We start from the raw sequence: 20422 nt of genomic DNA, 5'->3' as shown, positions 1-20422 counted from the left end.
TTTGTCAATAGCTCTAAGGAAATGTTTCCTGCTTTTCCCTATGAAAGCCTTATCTACGATACTGACTCAAGAAACGTGTCATCTTTTCTTGGATTTGCGCTAATTCGTCCACACGAGGAAGGTAAACGATACGGAAATGGTCTGGTTCCTTCCAGTTAAAACCACGACCATGAACCAAGAGAACCTTTTCCTGCTTCAAGAAATCAAGAACGAACTGTTCATCATCATCAATGCGGTACATATTACGGTCAATTTTAGGGAAGATATAAAGACCCGCCTTAGGCTTGACTGCAGATAAACCTGGAATATCTTGAATGGCATTATAGATAAAGTTTCTTTGCTCGTAAATCCGTCCACCAGGGAGGAGCAATTCATCCACTGACTGGTGCCCACCTAGTGATGTTTGTACGACTTGCTGGGCCAAAACGTTGGAGCAAAGGCGCATATTTGACAGCATATTGAGCCCTTCGATATAACCCTTGACATGGTGCTTAGGACCAGACAAGACCATCCAGCCTACACGAAAACCAGCGATACGGTGAGATTTTGACAGACCATTCATGCTGACACAGAAAACATCAGGTGCCAAGCTCGCCACAGGCGTATGCACATGCCCATCCATCACCATGCGGTCATAAATCTCATCCGCAAAGATAATCAAATCGTTTTGACGAGCAATCTCAATAATCTCCAACAAGAGTTCCTTAGGATAAAGGGCTCCAGTTGGGTTGTTCGGATTGATAAGGACGATTGCCTTGGTATTGGAAGTAATTTTTGACTTAATATCATCAATATCTGGGTACCATTCTGCAGCCTCATCACAGATATAGTGAACGGCATTTCCCCCAGCTAGGCTGACCGCGGCTGTCCAGAGAGGATAGTCTGGCATAGGCACCAAGACCTCATCGCCATTATCCAAAAGCCCTTGCATGGACATAACAATCAGCTCACTGACACCATTTCCAAGGTAGATATCATCAATGTCCACATTGGGAAATTTCTTCAGTTGGCAATACTGCATGATAGCCTTACGCGCCGAAAAAATACCCTTGGAATCAGAGTACCCTTCACTATCACGCGCATTCATAATCAAGTCATGAATGACCTCATCTGGCGCTGTAAAGCCAAATTCTGCTGGATTCCCTGTATTCAGACGTAAAATCTTTTCTCCGTTTGCTCGCATCCGCATAGCTTCTTCCAAAACAGGACCACGGATATCATAGGCAACATGCTCTAACTTACTAGACTTGTTATATTCTTTCATCTTGTTTCCTCAATTCATCGAGATAGTAACATTATACCACTAGAAAGGGATTGCGACAAGTTTCCTGAAATGAGCAAGTAAAGAAAAAACTCACAACGACTAGGTTCTCACCGTCTAAACAACTAGAATACAGAAGTATTTTCTCACATACCAAAAGACAAACCTAGAAAGACCAGCGCTAAAAAGGAGTCATATAAAAGATTAAACATGAGAAAGAGCCCCCACGTGACCAAATAGTCCAAACGACCACTTCTCTTTGCAATCACCAATAAAATGATGTGGTAGACTAGGTGAAAGAGAAGAAATCCAACAAATCCTGGATAAAGAACGGGCACGACTCTTTCCAGCTGCCAAAGCATCACTACTTCACCTACAAGTGACGCAAGGATAATTCCATGATAAAGAAAACTTATTTTTTTAGAAGCTTGAGCAGACCCTTTCATACTTTCTCATCCCCTCGCTGTGTTTCCTACTAGCTCGTTTTCTTTTATTTTAACATATCTCCACCAAATCGAATCTCCAATAATATTTATTTAAATATGATTTTTACTTTACTTCTTTAGTGAAAAGGGTTACAATAACAGTAAGAAAATTTCAGGAGGTTTCATTATGGCACAACGTTACCAAAATGTTATGGTCGCAATTGATGGTTCTAAAGAAGCGGACTTGGCTTTCGTCAAAGGTGTTTACACTGCTCTACGCAACGAATCCAAGCTCACCATTGCCCATGTTATCGACACACGCGCTCTTCAAAGCGTGTCTACCTTTGATGCTGAAGTTTACGAAGAACTCCAAGTCGATGCTGAAAGTCTGATGAAGGAGTACGAAAAGCGCGCAAGAGATGCTGGTGTGACCGATATTCACATCGTCATCGAAATGGGAAATCCAAAAACCCTCCTTGCCCGTACTATTCCAGACGCAGAAAATGTTGACCTGATTCTCGTTGGTGCAACAGGGCTTAATGCCTTTGAACGCCTCTTGGTTGGCTCTTCATCTGAGTACATTCTCCGCCATGCAAAAGTCGATTTGCTGGTCGTGAGAGAAAGTGAAAAAACATTGTAATCATTAAAAAAGGGAGCCTCTGGCTCCTTTTTGTTTATCCTGATTGGGTCACAAAAAGGCTTTAAACAATTGTTTAAAGCCTCTATCTTATTTAGAAAGTAGTCAATCTCAAAAGATTGAATTATTTGTAACTGTATGCCCAGTAGTATACACCATTTCCATCAACTACTGCTGCTACAGCTCCCTCAGTGACATTTGGATCGAGAAGCAAGTCTCTCAAACCACTGTTTGCCCATTTCTTAACGACAACAGCAGCATCTTCATCACGACGTCCTACAAAGCCTGTGCTATCGTATTGACGTGAAATTTCATTTACTTTCGGAAGTGCTTGATTTTGATAAATGTCTTCAGACCAAGTCAATTCTTTCAATCCTTGAGCTTTACGAGTCTCATTGATTTTAGCGAAAGCTTCTTTCGCTTTTGAAACATAGTCATAGTTTGTATCGTTTGTTGCTTCAACACGGTAAACAAACTTCACATAACCAAATTCTACATCACTGTATTTCTTGTCTTCGACACCACTCTTGAGATTTGCAATCAAGACATAGTCCTTAGCGTATGGGTTTTCTTTCGTCTTCTCAAAGATTTCTGGATCTTCGATTTCCCACTCAACTTTAGCATCCCAACCAGAGTTATCAAGGAACTTAGGATTCATTTTTTCGATGACATAGTTTTTGAACTCTTCAACATTCTTGAATGGCAATGCTTGACCTGCTTTAGCAGTCGTTACCAAGTTAGTTGAGTAAAGTTTCACACTTGAGTTCTTGTCACTGTACATGTACTCGTCATCAGCAGTGTTTTCGTGAAGTTTTGGATCACGAGCTGGATCGTTTGGATCAGTCATCCCTTGAAGTTTCCATTTTCCTCCAAGCCACTTCCAGTATGCTGAGTAACCTGTACGCTCTGAGTTAGATGGTACATAGTAGTAATGTACACTACCGTCGAAGTAGTAGTTTTTATCATTCTTGAGGACTGCATCACCTGGTTTACCTGGTGGGTAAACCAATTTTGGAGTTTGTCCATTTGGTGCCCAAGCCAAGTGTTCCAATCCTTCAGCTGGTTTTTCAACATAATCAGGGATTTGGTTTTCACTTGGTTCATCAGTCGTTACCAAACCTGGTGTTGTTGGGATAGCTGGAGTTGCTGGTGTTTCTGGTTTTGGTTCTACTGGCGTTTCTGTTGATGGCTTGAATGGATCAAATTCACTATCAGCACCATTAATTGGTGGATTTTCTGGTAGGTCAACACTTGGAGTTGCTGGTTGTGCTGGTTGTGGCTCAGTTGGTGTTGTCGGCTCTTCAGGTTTATCACTAGGTGCTGGTGTTGGAGTCTCTGGTTCTGCTGGTGTTGGAGCAGGAACTTCAGGTTGACTTGGTTGTGCTGGCTCAACCGGAGTTGTTGGTTGTTCTGGTTTTGGTTCAGCAGGTGTTGCCGGTTGTGCTAGTGTTGTATCAGCAGAATCTTTCACCAATACCCACTTACCATTTTGGTAGTAGTAATAATCACCATTGTCCAATACATAGTAATGGTACCCATTTTCGTAACGATAGTGAGGATCGTTTTCCAAGTTGTTAGTAGATGAGTTGTTATTACTATTGTTTGTCAAAGGTTTCCACTGACCGTTACGATAAATACGGAAGCTACCATCGTTCATACGGTAGTAGTGATTGCCATTCCAGTAAATATAGTTTTCATCGCTAGCAAGGTTGTTGTAATTATTCCAATAGTTATAACCATAGTAGTTGCTACTGTTGCCATAGCCATAGTAGTTATTCCAATTATTGTAACCGTAGTTGTAACTTGGGTAATAGCTACCATATCCATAGTTATAGCTTGGGTAGTAGCTATTGTAGCCATAGTTATAGCTTGGGTAATAACTATTGTAGCCGTAACTTCTTACAGTATAGTTTGATGTACGGCTACGATTTGCAGTAGTACGGTTAGAAGTACGATTGCTTGAACGACGGCTAGTTCTTGTATAGTAGCTATTATTCCCATTCCAATTGTAAGCAGCGTGAGCTTCACTTGGTGCAAAAGTTGGAAGCATTGTTACAGCTGTTAAAACAGAAGCTGTCAAATAGGTATATTTTTTCTTCATTTCAACCTCTTAATTCTCTAATTTTTAAACTTGAAAATTAAAATAATAAAAATTTGGAAAGCAATTGTGCACAATTTTATAACTAAACCTCAAAGCTAGAGTGAACTCCTCACATCAACTTGTTAACAGGCCTGAAATAAACAAGTTGACTTTCTGTCTTTAAAAAGAGCATATCATAGTAGCATGAGTATTTTATATTTATTCGCTTTCTGAATTTATTCTAACACATCAACTTTCAAACATCAAATAATTTGACTTGTCTTTTTTTGATATTCTTTCAAAAGAAAAGCTAGATATATTACTAATATATCTAGCTTTTTAACTATTCTTTGTAAGAAATGTAATTTCCTATTATTTTATTTTCACTATCTTTTCATTTTTTCTTTTCTTTTTCTAGTATAAATATGCTAATAATAATTAGTGATATATATAAAATTGTTCGGTTTTTCCGCTCAAAAAATCCCCGAATTTTTCATCCAGGGAAAAGAATTTTCTCTTATTTTTTATTTTTTCTTTCTTTATGTCGCTCATAAGCTTTAAACTGACGTTGTAGTTCCTGTCGGATGGCAGGTTCTGGAGCATATTTTTCTTCCCAGTCATCTGGCTTTAAAATCTTGTGTGTAACTGGGTCAAAATGAGCTTTTCCATCAGGGAAAACTTTCCCCATATTCGCTTCATGGACAATATCAAAAATACGTTCTGGATCTACTCCCATCAAAACAAAACTACCGTATGTGAAATACAATGTATCGATCAAAGCATCCACTTGACCGACCAGATTTTGCTTAGCAGGCGTCTTTTTCGCCACTTTCTCTGCAGCCTTATCAAGTGCCTCATGCATGCTTGCAAGGGAGTCTTGGAATTCTTCCTCCGAAGAACTTGCTGCGCGAACAAACTCTACTAATTCTTCAATTTTAAAGTCTGCGCGGTGGGTTGCACCTTCAGCATCCCATGCCTGTGGCTCTTCCTGAGTTCGTTCATCCATCATGTGATGGAAGGTCTTGACCTTATTAAAGTGGTAGTCCCGACTGACAAACACTTTTTCTGAAGCCAAAACACCAAAGTGCTCGAGCGCCTTGTGGATGCCATCTTGTTGATTGCTTGCCGTAATGTGTTTAGCAACCTCTTTGACACTGCTACTGCCATTTCCCATAGCGACTGACATACCGACACCCGCCAGCATTTCCAGGTCGTTATCTGAATCACCAAAGGCCATGACTTGGTTGAGATCAAAGCCATATTCTTTCCCGACTCGGCGAATGCCTTCTAGTTTGGAATTTCCTTGGTTAATGATATCTGCTGCAAAAGGATTGCTTCGAGTTAATTTCAAATCTTCAAAATCACTTGCTGCCTTCTCAGATTCTTCTGGCGTCATCAGCATCAAAACTTGATAAATGGGTTGATTAATCAAGTTAAGCAAGTCGTCTTCCTTTTGAGGAACTGCCTTGCTGACCATTCGATTAAAGGAACGGCTAACGGTTCTTGTCAGAACAGTCGGAATAAAACGACTAACCAGCTGGGAAAAGGAGCCGAGACCAAATGACATAATTTTCGAACCAACAACGGCATGCTCGGTTCCAAGAGCGATTTCTTTACGCTCCTTTTTAGCGTAAGCAATCAGTTGACGCAGGCTTGACTTAGCAATCGGACTTGCAAAGAGTACCTTTTCTTTATTAAAAATGTATTGGCCATTGTAGGTCACCGCAAAATCCAAGTCCAAGTCTTCCATCAATTCCTTGACAAAAAACGGCCCTCGTCCTGTCGCTACTCCAACAAGCACTCCTTGCTCTTTGACAATCTTAATCGCGTCCTTAGTGGATTTCAAAACACTCTTGCGATCGTTGACTAGCGTTCCATCGATATCAAAAAAAACAGCTTTGACTTCCATCCTATCCCATTCTCCCCTTTTGTGTTACAATGATTATACCACATTTCAGAAAGAGTGACTAAATCATGCCTAAGAAAATCCTTGTTTTACATACAGGTGGGACTATTTCCATGCAAGCAGACGCCACTGGTGCCGTTGTAACTAGCCAGGACAATCCCATGAACCATGTTTCCAATCCGCTTGAAGGGATTGAGGTTCATGCCCTAGACTTTTTTAATCTGCCAAGCCCTCATATCAAACCCAAGCATATGCTTGCACTCTATCATAAGATTAAAGAGGAAGCTGATAACTATGATGGAGTTGTCATCACACATGGTACAGATACCTTAGAAGAAACAGCCTACTTCCTTGATACCATGAAAATTCCGCCCATCCCCATCGTTCTAACAGGGGCCATGCGTAGTTCAAACGAACTTGGTAGCGACGGTGTATATAACTATCTGAGCGCTTTGCGAGTTGCCAGCGATGACAAAGCAGCCGACAAGGGTGTACTGGTCGTCATGAACGACGAGATCCACGCAGCCAAGTATGTTACCAAAACTCATACGACCAACGTCAGCACCTTTCAAACCCCAACACATGGACCACTTGGTCTTATCATGAAGCAAGAAATCCTCTACTTCAAAACAGCTGAACCTCGTGTCCGGTTTGATCTTGAGCATATTCAAGGTCTGGTTCCCATCATCTCAGCCTATGCCGGTATGACAGACGAGCTGATTGATATGTTAGACTTGGAACAGCTGGATGGCTTAGTTATTCAGGCCTTCGGAGCAGGCAATGTTCCCAAAGAAACAGCTCAAAAGTTGGAAAATCTCCTCCAAAAAGGAATTCCAGTCGCCTTGGTCTCACGATGCTTTAATGGCATTGCTGAACCTGTCTACGCCTACCAAGGTGGAGGAGTGCAGTTGCAACGAGTTGGTGTTTTCTTTGTCAAAGAACTCAACGCTCAAAAAGCGCGCCTCAAATTATTAATTGCCCTCAATGCTAGACTAAAAGGACAGGCTTTGAAAGACTATATGGAAGGCTAAACCTCTTCTCTAGAACGCAAAAATAGGAAATCTTCACGATTTCCTATTTTTACTATTTACGTTTTCGTGTAGAGCGGCGCTCTGTCAAACCATGAGGCAAGAGAACTTCACGTTCTTCCAACTCTTCCTTATGCATAATCTTAGTCAACATACGCATGCTGATAGCACCTAGATCATAAAGAGGTTGGGCAACTGTCGTCAAGTTTGGACGAGTGAATCGTGCAATCTGAGAGTCATCTGTCGTAATGATTTCAAACTCTTCCGGCACAGATACGCCATGGTCAGCCAAACCATTCAACACACCTGCTGCCAATTCATCACCTGTTACAACTGCGGCTGTAGCTTGTGATGAAATCAAGCGTTCTGCCAAGGCATAACCATCGTCATAGCTGTATTTTGATTCAAAGACCAATCCCTCGCTATAAGAATGTCCTGCTTTTTTCAAGGCTTCCTTGTAACCGATCAAACGAACCTTGCCATTGATATCATCGACGAGTGGTCCACTCACAAAAGCAATTTTCTCATTTTCTTTGAGAAGGTAACTCACAGCATCAATCGTTGCTTGTTTGTAGTCGATATTGACACTTGGAAGTTGGTGTTCGACATCCACAGTACCAGCAAGAACAACCGGTGTCCGTGAACGAGAAAACTCTGAACGAATCTTTTCAGTCAAGTGATAGCCCATAAAGATAATCCCATCGACTTGTTTTGAAAAGAGAGTGTTAACCACTGAAACTTCCTTTTCATCATCCTCATCACTATTTGCAAGGACAATGTTATACTTGTACATTTCAGCAATGTCGTCAATCCCCTTAGCAAGCGTTGAGAAATAACCATTGGTAATGTTAGGAATCACAACTCCGACTGTCGTTGTTTTCTTACTAGCCAAACCACGAGCGACCGCATTTGGACGATAGTCCAAGCGTTCAATCACTTCGAGGACTTTTTTTCGAGTGTTCTCTTTAACATTCTTGTTGCCATTAACGACACGGCTAACTGTTGCCATTGAAACTCCTGCTTCACGAGCAACGTCATAAATCGTTACTGTATCATCTGTGTTCATTCCGTTTCCTTTCTATAATGAAAATTTCGCTTTCACGCATCTACTTACTCCATTTTATCACTTATTGTAAACACTTTCAAGTATTTTTTAGAGAAACTTTGAAAAAATTTCACAGTTTATTCCCATTTTGAAAAAGCAATTACGATTTCTTGATTTTTAAGACATTTTGCTGTATGATAAGGAAAATAAAAGGGGGATGAAAACATGGCTTTTACAAATACACAGAGACGTTCCGCTAGTTTTGGTGTCGTGACCAGCCTGCCTGACGATGTCATTGACTCTTTATGGTATATTATCGATCATTTCCTGAAAAATGTCTTTGAACTAGAAGAAGAACTTGAGTTTCAACTGCTCAACAATAAGGGGACCATCACCTTCCATTTTTCTAGTCAGCACCTTCCGACTAGCATCGATTTTGATTTCAATCATCCTTTCGATCCGCTTTACCCGCCTAGGGTCCTTGTTTTAGACCTAGACGGCAGAGAAACCATCCTCCTTCCAGAAGAAAATGACCTATTTTAAAAACTCTAGCTTCTCGGCGCAAACTGCTGAGGAACTAGAGTTTTTTTCTAATAAATGGATCGACTAACAACTAGACCATTGGGTTTTGTATACTCTAAATCAAGGTAATCCTGATAAGTCCCTGGCACAATGAAACCTTGGGGACTCAATATATCAGTTCCAGCTTTTCCCACGATAGAGTCTGCTAGCAGAACACAATTGGTACTGAGAACAAAGTAGGTCTTAAACTCGGATGAGCTGAATTTATAGAGGGTCGCATCTGCTTCCTCTTTCAGTTGGTAGGAGTAGGTATGCTTGACCTCTCCCTCTCTTCTTTTCATCAACTGCGAACTTGGTTCCCAAGGAATTAACAGATCTTCTATCTCTGCTAGGCGAGCTTGGATAGCTGTTTTCTGTTGGTCCGTCAAACTCAGACCATAAGCAAACAAGGTCTTCTGACTTTCCCTCTTACAGAGCTCGATGTATTTTTCCCGATTGGCCTTAAACAAAACGCCGTCTCCAACCATGCCGAATAGACGCTCCGAGTGGGGATCATAGGAACCATAGGAAATAACCTTCCCTTGATAACAAATATCCACATGTCCCATGGCGAGGAAGAAAGATGTTTCTGAGGTATGGATAAAAATTTCCAGATCAACCGTCTGGTCATTTTTTCTTTCTGAATGAACTTCCCCTTCTTGACTTTCATGATTTGCCAGCCACTCATTTAGTTTTCGCAAGGTACTAATAGGAATAAGAGCTGTCACAAAGATCGGCAAGGTCATTCGCATTCGTCGTTTCAGCTTGGGATTGTTTTCTATCCTTTCAAAAAAGAAACCATCCCGGAGGCTACTGGCTCCTAGCATGAGCAAGTAAAACCCAAGCAAGAGCAATTCAAAATTCGCTGCATCGTGAAAAGGAGAGATGCTATAAAGACCGAATCCTATCATCCATACAGCATCGAAGAGATGATGGAGCCGAGGATGAATAGCATTTTTTCGATAGAGAGACCAGGTCACAAGACTAATGATGCCCGTAAACAGCTGGTAGCTCGCAATGATAAAGACCAAGAGATAGAGGGCAAGGTCTTGCAAAATGATAGAGTCAAACACCAGAGCCGCAACCACCAGCTTGCCCAAGGTTACAAAAATATTTTCCCGACGTTTTTTATCCTGAAACCAGCGAGTCAACAAGTGCCAAACTGCTGATAAGGAAAAGTAGCCCATCAGCAACTGGTACCCCATTCGCGGAATAACTTGTCCAAATCGGATCAAGAGAAGCCCTAAAACAATAGCAAGTAGTCCCTCCCCGATACTCTTCCACTTACTATAGGTCTCGGAAAGCTTAGGCATTTCCTTGCTCCAACTGGTCAACCAAATAACGAATTGGTTGCTTTAGGATCGGATGGATAAAATGGGGAGCTATTTCCACTAACGGCTCAAGAACAAAGAGGCGTTCTGCTATATAAGGATGAGGCAAGATGAGCTCGTCTGTGTAAATGATCTGGTCCTCCACAAAGAGTAGGTCCAAATCAATCAAACGAGGCCCCCAATGCACCTCTCGAACCCGTCCCATTTCTGACTCAATAGCTAATAATGTTTCTAACAAGACTGATGCTGGTAACCAGGTTTCTACTTCAATCACCTGATTGGCAAAGCTATCCTGCTCCACACCACCCCAAGGCTCCGTCGTCAAAACACTGGACTCTTTGAGAATATGGATGCCACGAGCTCGCAGGTTGTCAATGGCTTTTTCCAAGTTTGCTTGCTTATCTCCCATGTTACTTCCTAGGGCGATAAAGGCCCGTTGCTTACGACGGTGAATGGTCACCGAGCAGGTATCCAATGGTAAATGCACTGGAGCCCACGGTTTTTTTAGTTCCAACTCAATCTCTTGGACAAGAGGATAGGTCTCAAAGGTACGTTCAACTAGTTTGTAGGCTACCGTTTCAATCAAGTCCTCAGCGGTTTCCTGAAACCAAGTCGTCCACTGCTGACACAGTTCTCCGTAATGGATAGATGCTGTTAAATCCAAGTCTGTCGCCGCCTTGGTCATATCATAGGATAAGCTTGCGGAAATAACAAACTTCTGCCCCAATTCTTTCTCACTTGGAAAAAGACCATGATAGGCAAAAATTTCCAAATCTTTAATCTGCAGTTGATCCATAACTAGTCCTTTCTAGAAAAATCCGCATGAAGCGGATTCTTTTTATACTCAATGAAAATCAAAGTGCAAACTAGGAAGCTAGCCGCAGGCTGCTCAAAACACCGTTTTGAGGTTGCAGATGGAAGCTGACGTGGTTTGAATTTGATTTTCGAAGAGTATTATAGTCCCATTAAACGATAAGCCTGGTCTCGGAGGTCTTTATCTGTTTCAAATACACCTCGCGCTACTGTCGTCAAAGTCGCAGTACCTGGTTTTCTGACACCACGCATGCTCATACACATATGCTCGGCCTCAATGACAACAAAGGCTCCTTTAGCCCCCAGATAATCCATCAAGGCATCGGCCACTTCAATATTTAACCGTTCTTGAATCTGTGGTTTTTTAGAATAAATTTCAACCGTACGGGCAAGCTTGGACAAGCCTGCCACCCGACCATCTGGAATGTAGGCAATGTGCGCTCTCCCATAAAAGGGCAAAAAGTGGTGCTCACACATAGTGTGGAAAAAGATATCCTTTTCTACAACCATATTATCGTCGATAATCTCAAAGGATTTTGACAGGTGTTCCTCAGCAGTTTGGCCAAGACCTGAAAAAATCTCTTGGTACATACGAGCTACACGAGCAGGTGTTTCCTGCAAGCCCTCGCGGTTAGCGTCCTCACCAACAGCCTCAATAATCATTTTTACAGCCGTTTCAATCTTTTGTGTATCCATTCTCGTTCTTCCTCTCCATCAGATAGGCTCTCACTTGGCTCAAGAAATACAAGGAACCTGTGACAATCCTAACTGTTTGTTTCTCTTCATTTTTATCTGTCAATTTCTGCTCTAGAAAATCCTGCCAAATTTGGTAATTGAGATTTCTAGACTTGGCTGTCTCTTTCAGCACGCTTTCATCCGTCGCCCGACTATCGTCAAAATGGGTTAAAGTCAATTGGCTATCTGGCACCGTCTCTAGCAAATCCAGCATATCCTCCAAGGCCTTGGTCTTGATACAAGTAAAGAGGATTTCCTTATGATAATCCGCAAAGCGTTCTTGCAAGGTTGCTAATAAAGCCTTGATAGCATGGGGATTGTGGGCCCCATCCAAAATCATCAAGGGGTCGCTAGACACGACCTCCAAACGCCCTGGCCATCTGGTCTCTTTCAAAGCTTGAGCAATTAAGTCATTACTTGCCAACTCCCGCCCATCTTCTTGACAAAAAGTATCAAGTAAAGCTATGGCCATCCCCGCATTTTCTATCTGGTGCAAACCAAGCAAACCAGTCTGAAAGAGACCTTGTCTGAGAGAACTGGTATAATCAAATATTTCACCCGTTACCACACTTTCTTGGTGACGAACCTGATAATCTTTCCCATAGGCAAGTCTCGATGCATTTTTATCTTCTGCAATAGAGTCTATCACAGTCAAGGCTTCAGGAACAATATGACCTGTCACCAAGGGAATACCTTGTTTGATAATACCAGCCTTCTGCTCTGCTATAGCTTCCAAGGTGTCACCAAGTAGGGCTACATGATCCAGTCCAATGGTCGTAATTCCTGTTAAAATCGGCTGGCAGACATTGGTACTATCCAAAAGACCACCCATGCCCACTTCCATGATGGCCACATCTACTTGCTCTGAGGCAAAGTAATCATAAGCTAGAGCTGTGATAATCTCAAACTCGGTTGTTCCCTGCAAATTGTCAGCAGATTCCCCTTCAAGCAAAGACTGATAGTCTGCCATGAGGGCTTCTAGCCTAGCCTCGGGAATAGATTCCCCATTGATGCTAATCTGATCCGTATAATGAATGAGATAGGGCGAGCTGAACACACCAACTCTTAGACCTAGCTTTTCCAGCATCTTTTTCAAAAAAGCAATGGTAGACCCCTTACCATTGGTCCCGCCGATATGGATGACCTTAAGTTTGAGATGGGGATTGCCTCGCAGAGCTAGGAGTTCCACCATTCGTTCCAAACCAAAATGCGGTTGGTCCGTCCGGTAGTGGGCAATCCACTGATTGTTTTGAATTTCGTTCATCTTATTTATATTGTTTTAAATCTAGATTTTCTGCATCATCTGCCAAACGAATGGCTGACGCAATTTCAACCGCCATCCTGTGACTGGCTACATCGTGCACGCGCACCACTTCCACACCCTGTCTCGCAGCGATACTGGTTACATGAGCCGAAGCTGTGTCCCGATTGCGGAAACCAAGTTCGGTCTCAGGATTAACTTCAAAGCCATTTTCTTCTAGGATATTAATGACAAACCGCTTGCGCGAAACTCCAAGAAAGATCGGATAGCCTTTCTGATGGAGTTTATCCAGATCCCGTAGAAGAAGCAGATTTTCTTTCTTAGTCAGACCAAAGCCAATTCCTGGATCCAGCAAAATGTTTTCTCTTGCTATCCCAGCTTGGTTCGCTCTCGCTAGAGCACGTTCAAAGAAAGCCTCCATCAAGTCTTCGATTGGCATTTTTTCAAAGTCAGCTAACTCTTCCTCTGTAAAAGCTTGCCCAAAACCAAAATGAGGAAATATGAGCGAACTAGGGTGCTGAGGTCGAGCCATGACTGGATTAAACATGATAACCACTTTCGCTCCAGCCTTAGCAACCACATCCGCCATTTTCTCATCTCCCATGAGACCAGTGATATCATTGACCAGATTGGCACCAGCAGCCAAAGCAGTCTCTGCCACCTGACTTTTCCAAGTATCGATGGAAATGAGAACATCACTTTCCTCACGGATAGCTTTAATCACTGGAACAACACGCTGGATTTCCTCTTCTATCCCAACATAGCTACTGCCCGGCCGAGTTGCCGGCCGAGTTGATTCTCCACCGATATCTAGCATGCTCGCTCCTTCTGCTATCAATTTACGAGCCTGCTGGAGTGCCTGCTCAAGAGCAAAAAACTGACCACCATCTGAAAAGGAATCTGGCGTCACATTGATAATTCCACAAATGGCTGTTTTTTCGCGGTTGACTTTATTGGACATAACGGTTACTCCCTTAAGGTTCTCTACCATATTATCTCTCTATTTTACCATAAAAAGAAAAAAGATGGACACTTTAGTATTCATCTTTTCCAAGTAGGCCAATGGTTTAGAATGATAGACCTAGATTTCTACTAATCAATACCAATAAGGCCAACAAACAAAATGCAATACCATTGAGAATCATATGAAGCAAAATGGACATCTCTAAACGCTCAGTCTTATAGGCTGTCCAAGTCAAAACCGTTGACATTCCTCCATAAATAATCACAGAAGGTAGATTGGTTGGCATATGGAGCAAGGCAAAGACAATTGCACCAACAACAAAGCCAAGTTTTTCTTTTCCACGGAAGATCTTTTTTGGAATAATCCCACGACACAAAATTTCTTCACAAATCGGCGCAATCAAGACTAATAGGAAGAAAGTTGAAATCAAAGAACTATTCTGAACCAAACCATTCAGTATTGATTGGTTACTGGTTGTTGCCTCATTTGTTAGTCGAAGCAGGAGTGAACCCAAGAGATTTGTCGCAAAAATCACCAGATAACTCAGTACCAAGCGAGCCAAGTCTTTTGCCTTAAAAAAGGATAGATTAAAAGTAGCAAGTTGTGTTTTTCGTGCACCAATAATGAATACAATCAAAACGACTATGGATAGGGCACCAACTAAGAGCCCTGACTGTAAAATCGGAAACTGTTTGTTTGCTAAAAACAAAGCAAGTCCTATGGGAAATTGAGATAGAACAAAAGCTACCAAAAGGATGAGCACCCATTTCCCTCTGTTTAAAACCTCTTGCCAAACCGTCTTATCTTTCATGATGTACCTCCTTATAATTAAAAAGGGGAGACTCCCCTTTTTCTATTATACCATTTATAGCGCCATACTGATATAGTTAAGGATAAACAAGGCATCCAAAATCCAAATCATCACGTGCACATCCTTGGCTTGACCTTTGACAACTTTTGTCAAGGTGTATGTCAAGAAACCAACAGCAATCCCTTGTGTGATAGAGTAGCTAAATCCCATAAAGATAGAAGTGAAGAAGGCAGGAACCGCTTCAGCCATATCATCCCAAGGGATATTTTTCAAGTTAGAAAGCATCATGATTCCGACGATGATCAAAATTGGTGCTGTTGCAGCTGTCGGAACAATCGCTAGAAGTGGGCTAAAGAAGCTAGATAGAGCAAAACAGATCGCAACCACTAGGGCTGTCAACCCAGTACGTCCACCAGCACCGATACCCGCCGCAGACTCAACATAGGTTGTGACGTTTGAAGTACCTGCAATGGCACCTACCGAAGTTGCCACCAAGTCAGAGTATAGAGCCTTGTCCAATTTAGCGGACTCATGGTTTTCCCCACTTGTCGCAACGATACCAACTTTTTCACCAGTACCGATAAGAGTACCGATTGTATCAAAAATATCCGTTAGTGAGAAGGCAAGAATAGCCATCAAGGTTTCTGGTAAACGTGAAGTGTTTGAAATCAAAGATCCTAAACCTTCTGAACCAAGAGCAGCACCAAACAAAGTTCCTAAATCATTAACCGCTGCTGAAAGATTGTTGCTAGCAAAGTCAATCCCTGATAATTTGACAACACCAACAGCAATGGCAAGGACAGTCGTTGTTAAAATAGAAAGAATAATTCCACCCTTGATGCCTTTAACAACAAAGAAGATGGTAATAGCCAGACCTGCAAGAGCCACCAATACTGCTGGAGTATTGAAGTCTACCAATCCTGGAACAGCTGCTGAGTTTGCAGTAAGTGCAGCTTGAGCCTTGTCCGCTCCTTCACCTGCTACCGTATAAGTACCTGGATCGATTGAGAATTTCAAGAGACCGGCATTCTTAATCCCAACATAGGCAAGGAAAACACCAATACCAGCCGAAATAGCTGAACGAAGTGTTGTAGGAATAGATTCGATGATCATTTTACGAACATTTGTCAAGGTAATAATCAGTGAAATAATTCCACAGATGAAGACCATACCAAGAGCTTCTTTCCAAGTATAGCCCATTCCAAATACAACTGTAAAGGTGAAGAAGGCATTTAGTCCCATACCTGGTGCTTGTGCATATGGCAAGTTAGCATAGAAAGCCATCATCAAAGTTCCCACAACAGAACCGATGATTGTTGCCAAGAATACACCTTGAACAGGCATTCCTGTTTGTGAAAGCATTTGAGGGTTTACAAAGAGAATATAACTCATTGCAAAGAATGTTGTTAAACCAGCAAGCACCTCTGTACGGACATCTGTCCCGTGCTCTTTTAGTTTAAATAGTTTGTCCATCTTTAATCTCCTTTTGTTTTTTACGAACAATATTAGTATTATATCATTTATCATTCACCTTTTCAATATGTTTGTTTGATTTATTTAATAAATCAAAGCAACTGTAGTTTTTGTTCTTATCTGCTTTTCTTCCTTCTTTTTGATATAATAGTAGACATCTTATCTGGAAACGACTAGGAAGGTTTATATGACTAAAAAAATTATCGCAGTCGATTTGGACGGAACCCTGCTAAATAGTGAAAGCAAGCTCTCCGATTTCACCAAAGAGACGATCAAAAAAATTTCAGAAAAAGGACACCATGTCATCATCACGACAGGCCGTCCGTATCGTATGGCAAAAGACTTCTATCGTGAGCTAGAATTGCATACTCCCATGATTAACTTTAATGGTTCTCTTACCCATCTACCAGGACAGGCTTGGGCGCATGAAAAATGTTTAACCTTGGACAAAAAATACCTCCTAGACATGGTCAAGCGCACGGAAGACATCCAGGCTGATTTTATTGCAGGAGAATACCGAAAAAAATTCTATATCACGACTCCGAATGAGGAAATTGCAGACCCTAAACTATTTGGCGTAGAGAACTTCCGGCCGGAAAATCAATTCAAGCCCGAACGAGTAACCAAAGATCCCAACTGCATCCTCTTGCAAACAAGGGCTGAAGACAAATACGCTTTAGCGGACGAGATGAATCGTTTTTATCAGCACCAACTAGCTATCAATACCTGGGGCGGGCCCCTCAACATCCTCGAGTGTACTCCCAAGGGGGTAAACAAGGCCTTTGCTCTAGAGTACTTGCTCAATGTGATGAATCGTGATAAAAAAGACTTGATCGCCTTTGGTGATGAGCATAATGACACTGAAATGTTGGCATTTGCAGGCAAGGGATATGCTATGAAAAACGCCAATCCTGCTCTTCTTCCATATGCAGACGAACAACTTCCTCTGACCAACGAAGAAGATGGAGTTGCCCACGCTTTACAAAATTTGTTCCTATAAAAGGAAAGATTGCAGGGGTGCAATCTTTCCTTTTTGTTTTCATTCTGTTTTCACAAAAGCAGCTCATTTTCTGTATTTTTATATTAAATTTTCTATTACCATTTTCATTTATCTCTCAAAAGCATTGATATATTAATATTTTTAAAAAGTCATTCTATGAAAACTTTTACATCTTTTTAGAAAAAGTAGTTGATTTTTATATGAAAACGGTTTATACTTAAAGTTAGGCTTAAAGTTTTCTTAAACATACAGTCAAACATTTTATAAGGAGGAATGACAATAATGAGTATCGGAATCATTATTGCGAGCCACGGCGAATTTGCTGCGGGTATTCATCAGTCAGGATCTATGATCTTTGGTGAACAAGAAAAGGTTCAAGTTGTGACCTTTATGCCAAATGAAGGTCCAGATGACCTTTACGCTAAATTCAACAACGCTGTGGCTGCATTTGACGCAGAAGATGAGGTTCTAGTATTGGCTGACCTTTGGAGTGGATCTCCATTCAACCAAGCTAGCCGCGTAATGGGAGAAAATCCAGAACGTAAGTTTGCCATCATCACAGGACTGAACTTGCCGATGTTGATCCAAGCCTACACAGAGCGCCTTATGGACGCGAATGCAGGTGTGGATAAAGTCGCTGCGAATATCATTAAAGAAGCCAAAGATGGCATCAAGGCTCTTCCAGAAGAGCTTAACCCAGTTGAGGAAGTTGCAACTGCTGCAGCTGCTCCAGTTGCACAAGCTGCTATTCCAGAAGGAACAGTTATCGGTGACGGTAAACTGAAAATCAACCTTGCTCGTCTAGACACTCGTCTCCTTCATGGACAAGTCGCAACTGCTTGGACACCAGATTCAAAAGCAGACCGTATCATCGTTGCTTCAGATAACGTTGCAAACGACGAATTGCGTAAAGAATTGATCAAGCAAGCTGCTCCTAACGGAGTAAAAGCTAACGTTGTCCCAATCCAGAAATTGATCGACGTTGCAAAAGACCCACGTTTCGGAGAAACTCATGCCCTTATCTTGTTTGAAACTCCACAAGATGCACTTCGTGCTATCGAAGGTGGCGTGCCAATCAAGACCCTTAACGTTGGTTCTATGGCTCACTCAACAGGTAAGACAATGATTAACAACGTTTTGTCTATGGACAAAGAAGACGTTGCAACCTTTGAAAAAATGCGTGACCTCGGTGTTGAATTTGATGTACGTAAAGTACCAAACGACACGAAAAAAGATTTGTTTGACTTGATTAAGAAAGCAAACGTTCAATAATGTTAATCTGTTTCTATCATTTTTGAAAACAGGATTAAATACTTTATTAAAACTAAATAGAAAAGGAATAAAACCATGTCAGATATTTCAATCATTTCTGCTATCTTGGTTGTAGTTGTTGCCTTCCTTGCAGGTCTTGAAGGTATCCTCGACCAATTCCAATTCCATCAACCAATCGTCGCATGTACCCTTATCGGACTTGCAACTGGTAACCTCGAAGCAGGGGTTATGCTTGGTGGATCTCTTCAAATGATCGCCCTTGGTTGGGCAAACATCGGAGCTGCCGTAGCTCCTGACGCTGCTCTTGCATCTGTTGCTGCAGCAATCATCTTGATCAAAGGTGGTAACTTTACTACTGATGGTATCGCCGTTGCAACGGCAACAGCTATCCCTCTTGCTGTAGCTGGACTTTTCTTGACAATGATTGTTCGTACAATCTCAGTTGCCTTAGTTCACTCAGCTGATGCTGCTGCTAAAGACGGAAACATTGCAGCTGTTGAGCGTGCTCACTTTGTTGCACTTCTTCTTCAAGGTCTTCGTATTGCAATCCCTGCTGCCTTCCTTATCGCTATCCCAGCTTCTGCTGTTCAAGACGCTCTTGGTTTGATGCCAGACTGGTTGAACGGTGGTATGGCTGTCGGTGGTGCTATGGTCGTTGCCGTTGGTTACGCTATGGTTATCAACATGATGGCAACTCGTGAAGTATGGCCATTCTTCGCTATCGGTTTTGCTCTTGCAGCTATCTCTCAATTGACTTTGATTGCCCTTGGTGTCATCGGTGTTGCCCTTGCCTTCATCTACCTTAACCTTACAAAACAAGGTGGAAACGGTGGCGGCGGAGCTGCGACTTCTAACGACCCAATCGGTGATATCCTAGAAGACTACTAGAAAGGGGAACAATCATGGCTGAAAAAATTCAATTATCAAAATCAGATCGTCAAAAAGTTTGGTGGCGTTCACAATTCCTTCAAGGTTCTTGGAACTACGAACGTATGCAAAACTTGGGTTGGGCTTACTCATTAATCCCAGCTATCAAAAAATTATACACTAAAAAAGAAGACCAAGCGGCTGCTCTTGAGCGTCACCTTGAGTTCTTCAACACTCACCCATACGTAGCTGCTCCTATCATGGGGGTTACTCTTGCACTTGAAGAAGAGCGCGCTAACGGTGTAGAAATCGATGACGCGGCTATCCAAGGGGTTAAAATCGGTATGATGGGACCTCTTGCTGGTATCGGTGACCCAGTATTCTGGTTTACAGTTCGTCCTATCCTTGGAGCCCTTGGTGCATCACTTGCTGCATCTGGTAACATTGTTGGTCCCCTTCTCTTCTTCTTTGGATGGAATGCTATCCGTATGGCCTTCCTATGGTATACACAAGAGTTCGGTTACAAAGCTGGATCTGAGATCACTAAAGACATGTCTGGTGGTATCTTGAAAGACATCACTAAAGGTGCTTCTATCCTTGGTATGTTCATCCTTGCCGTTCTTGTACAACGTTGGGTATCCATCAACTTCACTATCAACCTTCCAGGCAAACAATTGTCAGAAGGTGCCTACATCAACTTCCCAGAAGGTCCTGTTACAGGAGCTGAGTTGAAGGGCATTCTTGGTCAAGCGCTTAGTGGTATGAGCCTAGATAGAGTTCAACCACAAACGCTTCAAGGTCAGTTGGACTCATTGATTCCAGGATTGATGGGACTTCTCCTTACTTTCCTTTGCATGTGGTTGCTTAAGAAAAAAGTATCTCCAATCACAATCATCCTTGCCCTCTTTGCAGTTGGTATCGCAGCTCGTTTCTTCGGTATCATGTAATCTCG

At 42.0% G+C, this 20422-nt stretch carries 19 protein-coding genes; 7 read left to right on the top strand and 12 right to left on the bottom strand.

Annotated features, from left to right (window positions below):
* Positions 1 to 49: 49 nt before the first annotated feature.
* Together V470_01090 and V470_01085 are read right to left on the bottom strand one after the other, a co-directional pair.
* Positions 50 to 1264, bottom strand: coding sequence for an aminotransferase (locus V470_01090; GenBank protein ID AHZ47048.1), 1215 nt, complete (start codon positions 1262 to 1264; stop codon positions 50 to 52).
* A gap of 143 nt (positions 1265 to 1407) precedes the next feature.
* Positions 1408 to 1707, bottom strand: coding sequence for a hypothetical protein (locus V470_01085; GenBank protein ID AHZ47047.1), 300 nt, complete (start codon positions 1705 to 1707; stop codon positions 1408 to 1410).
* Positions 1708 to 1873: 166 nt separating this feature from the next.
* Between V470_01085 and V470_01080 the strand changes: the two genes are divergently transcribed.
* Positions 1874 to 2326, top strand: coding sequence for a universal stress protein UspA (locus tag V470_01080; protein AHZ47046.1), 453 nt, complete (start codon positions 1874 to 1876; stop codon positions 2324 to 2326).
* Between the two features lie 121 nt (positions 2327 to 2447).
* Here the strand turns inward: V470_01080 and V470_01075 are convergent, their stop codons facing one another.
* Positions 2448 to 4424, bottom strand: a complete 1977-nt coding sequence (locus V470_01075) for a cell wall protein (GenBank protein AHZ47045.1) — start codon at positions 4422 to 4424, stop codon at positions 2448 to 2450.
* Positions 4425 to 4920: 496 nt separating this feature from the next.
* Complete coding sequence (locus tag V470_01070; GenBank protein ID AHZ47044.1) at positions 4921 to 6312, bottom strand: alanine aminotransferase; 1392 nt, start codon at positions 6310 to 6312, stop codon at positions 4921 to 4923.
* Between the two features lie 65 nt (positions 6313 to 6377).
* Here V470_01070 and V470_01065 point away from each other — a divergent pair, with 65 nt between their 5' ends.
* A complete protein-coding gene (locus V470_01065) occupies positions 6378 to 7340 on the top strand; it encodes an asparaginase (protein ID AHZ47043.1) in 963 nt (320 codons plus the stop codon).
* A 52-nt stretch (positions 7341 to 7392) separates the two neighbouring features.
* On the opposite strand, the gene V470_01060 is transcribed toward V470_01065, so the two are convergent.
* Positions 7393 to 8403 carry a catabolite control protein A gene (locus V470_01060; protein AHZ47042.1) on the bottom strand — a complete coding sequence of 337 codons (1011 nt, stop codon included), beginning with the start codon at positions 8401 to 8403 and terminating at the stop codon, positions 7393 to 7395.
* A gap of 204 nt (positions 8404 to 8607) precedes the next feature.
* Between V470_01060 and V470_01055 the strand changes: the two genes are divergently transcribed.
* Positions 8608 to 8925, top strand: a complete 318-nt coding sequence (locus V470_01055; GenBank protein AHZ47041.1) for a GTP cyclohydrolase — start codon at positions 8608 to 8610, stop codon at positions 8923 to 8925.
* Positions 8926 to 8972: 47 nt separating this feature from the next.
* Here V470_01055 and V470_01050 read toward each other — a convergent pair whose 3' ends face one another.
* From V470_01050 to V470_01020, 7 genes are all read right to left on the bottom strand, one after another.
* On the bottom strand, positions 8973 to 10256 hold the full coding sequence (locus V470_01050) for a membrane protein (GenBank protein ID AHZ47040.1): 1284 nt from the start codon (positions 10254 to 10256) through the stop codon (positions 8973 to 8975).
* Positions 10249 to 11070 (bottom strand): 2-amino-4-hydroxy-6-hydroxymethyldihydropteridine pyrophosphokinase, encoded by an 822-nt coding sequence (locus V470_01045; GenBank protein ID AHZ47039.1) that lies wholly within the window; start codon positions 11068 to 11070, stop codon positions 10249 to 10251. Before V470_01045 ends, V470_01050 begins: the two co-directional genes overlap by 8 nt.
* Before the next feature lie 158 nt (positions 11071 to 11228).
* Positions 11229 to 11783, bottom strand: coding sequence for a GTP cyclohydrolase (locus V470_01040; GenBank protein ID AHZ47038.1), 555 nt, complete (start codon positions 11781 to 11783; stop codon positions 11229 to 11231).
* Positions 11764 to 13086, bottom strand: coding sequence for a dihydrofolate synthase (locus tag V470_01035; GenBank protein AHZ47037.1), 1323 nt, complete (start codon positions 13084 to 13086; stop codon positions 11764 to 11766). The genes V470_01040 and V470_01035 overlap by 20 nt, the downstream gene beginning before the upstream one ends.
* Position 13087: 1 nt before the next feature.
* Positions 13088 to 14074: a dihydropteroate synthase gene (locus tag V470_01030; protein ID AHZ47036.1), complete on the bottom strand. Its 987-nt coding sequence runs from the start codon at positions 14072 to 14074 to the stop codon at positions 13088 to 13090.
* 76 nt (positions 14075 to 14150) lie between these two features.
* Positions 14151 to 14858, bottom strand: a complete 708-nt coding sequence (locus V470_01025) for a CAAX protease (protein ID AHZ47035.1) — start codon at positions 14856 to 14858, stop codon at positions 14151 to 14153.
* Positions 14859 to 14912: 54 nt separating this feature from the next.
* Entirely contained in the window at positions 14913 to 16331 is a 1419-nt protein-coding gene (locus V470_01020) for a guanine permease (GenBank protein ID AHZ47034.1), read from the bottom strand.
* Between the two features lie 187 nt (positions 16332 to 16518).
* Between V470_01020 and V470_01015 the strand changes: the two genes are divergently transcribed.
* The 4 genes from V470_01015 (at position 16519) to V470_01000 (ending at position 20417) form a co-directional block, all read left to right on the top strand.
* Complete coding sequence (locus tag V470_01015) at positions 16519 to 17331, top strand: HAD family hydrolase (protein ID AHZ47033.1); 813 nt, start codon at positions 16519 to 16521, stop codon at positions 17329 to 17331.
* A gap of 282 nt (positions 17332 to 17613) precedes the next feature.
* Positions 17614 to 18603 carry a PTS system mannost-specific transporter subunits IIAB gene (locus V470_01010; GenBank protein AHZ47032.1) on the top strand — a complete coding sequence of 330 codons (990 nt, stop codon included), beginning with the start codon at positions 17614 to 17616 and terminating at the stop codon, positions 18601 to 18603.
* 75 nt (positions 18604 to 18678) lie between these two features.
* A complete protein-coding gene (locus V470_01005; protein ID AHZ47031.1) occupies positions 18679 to 19491 on the top strand; it encodes a PTS mannose transporter subunit IIC in 813 nt (270 codons plus the stop codon).
* Positions 19492 to 19505: 14 nt separating this feature from the next.
* Positions 19506 to 20417, top strand: coding sequence for a PTS system mannose family transporter subunit IID (locus V470_01000; protein AHZ47030.1), 912 nt, complete (start codon positions 19506 to 19508; stop codon positions 20415 to 20417).
* The last annotated feature ends 5 nt before the right edge of the window (positions 20418 to 20422 follow it).

This window comes from Streptococcus sp. VT 162, from assembly GCA_000688775.2.
Classification (GTDB): Bacteria; Bacillota; Bacilli; order Lactobacillales; family Streptococcaceae; genus Streptococcus.
Note: the sequence above shows the minus strand (reverse complement) of the source record. Positions and strands in the feature narration are given on the sequence as shown.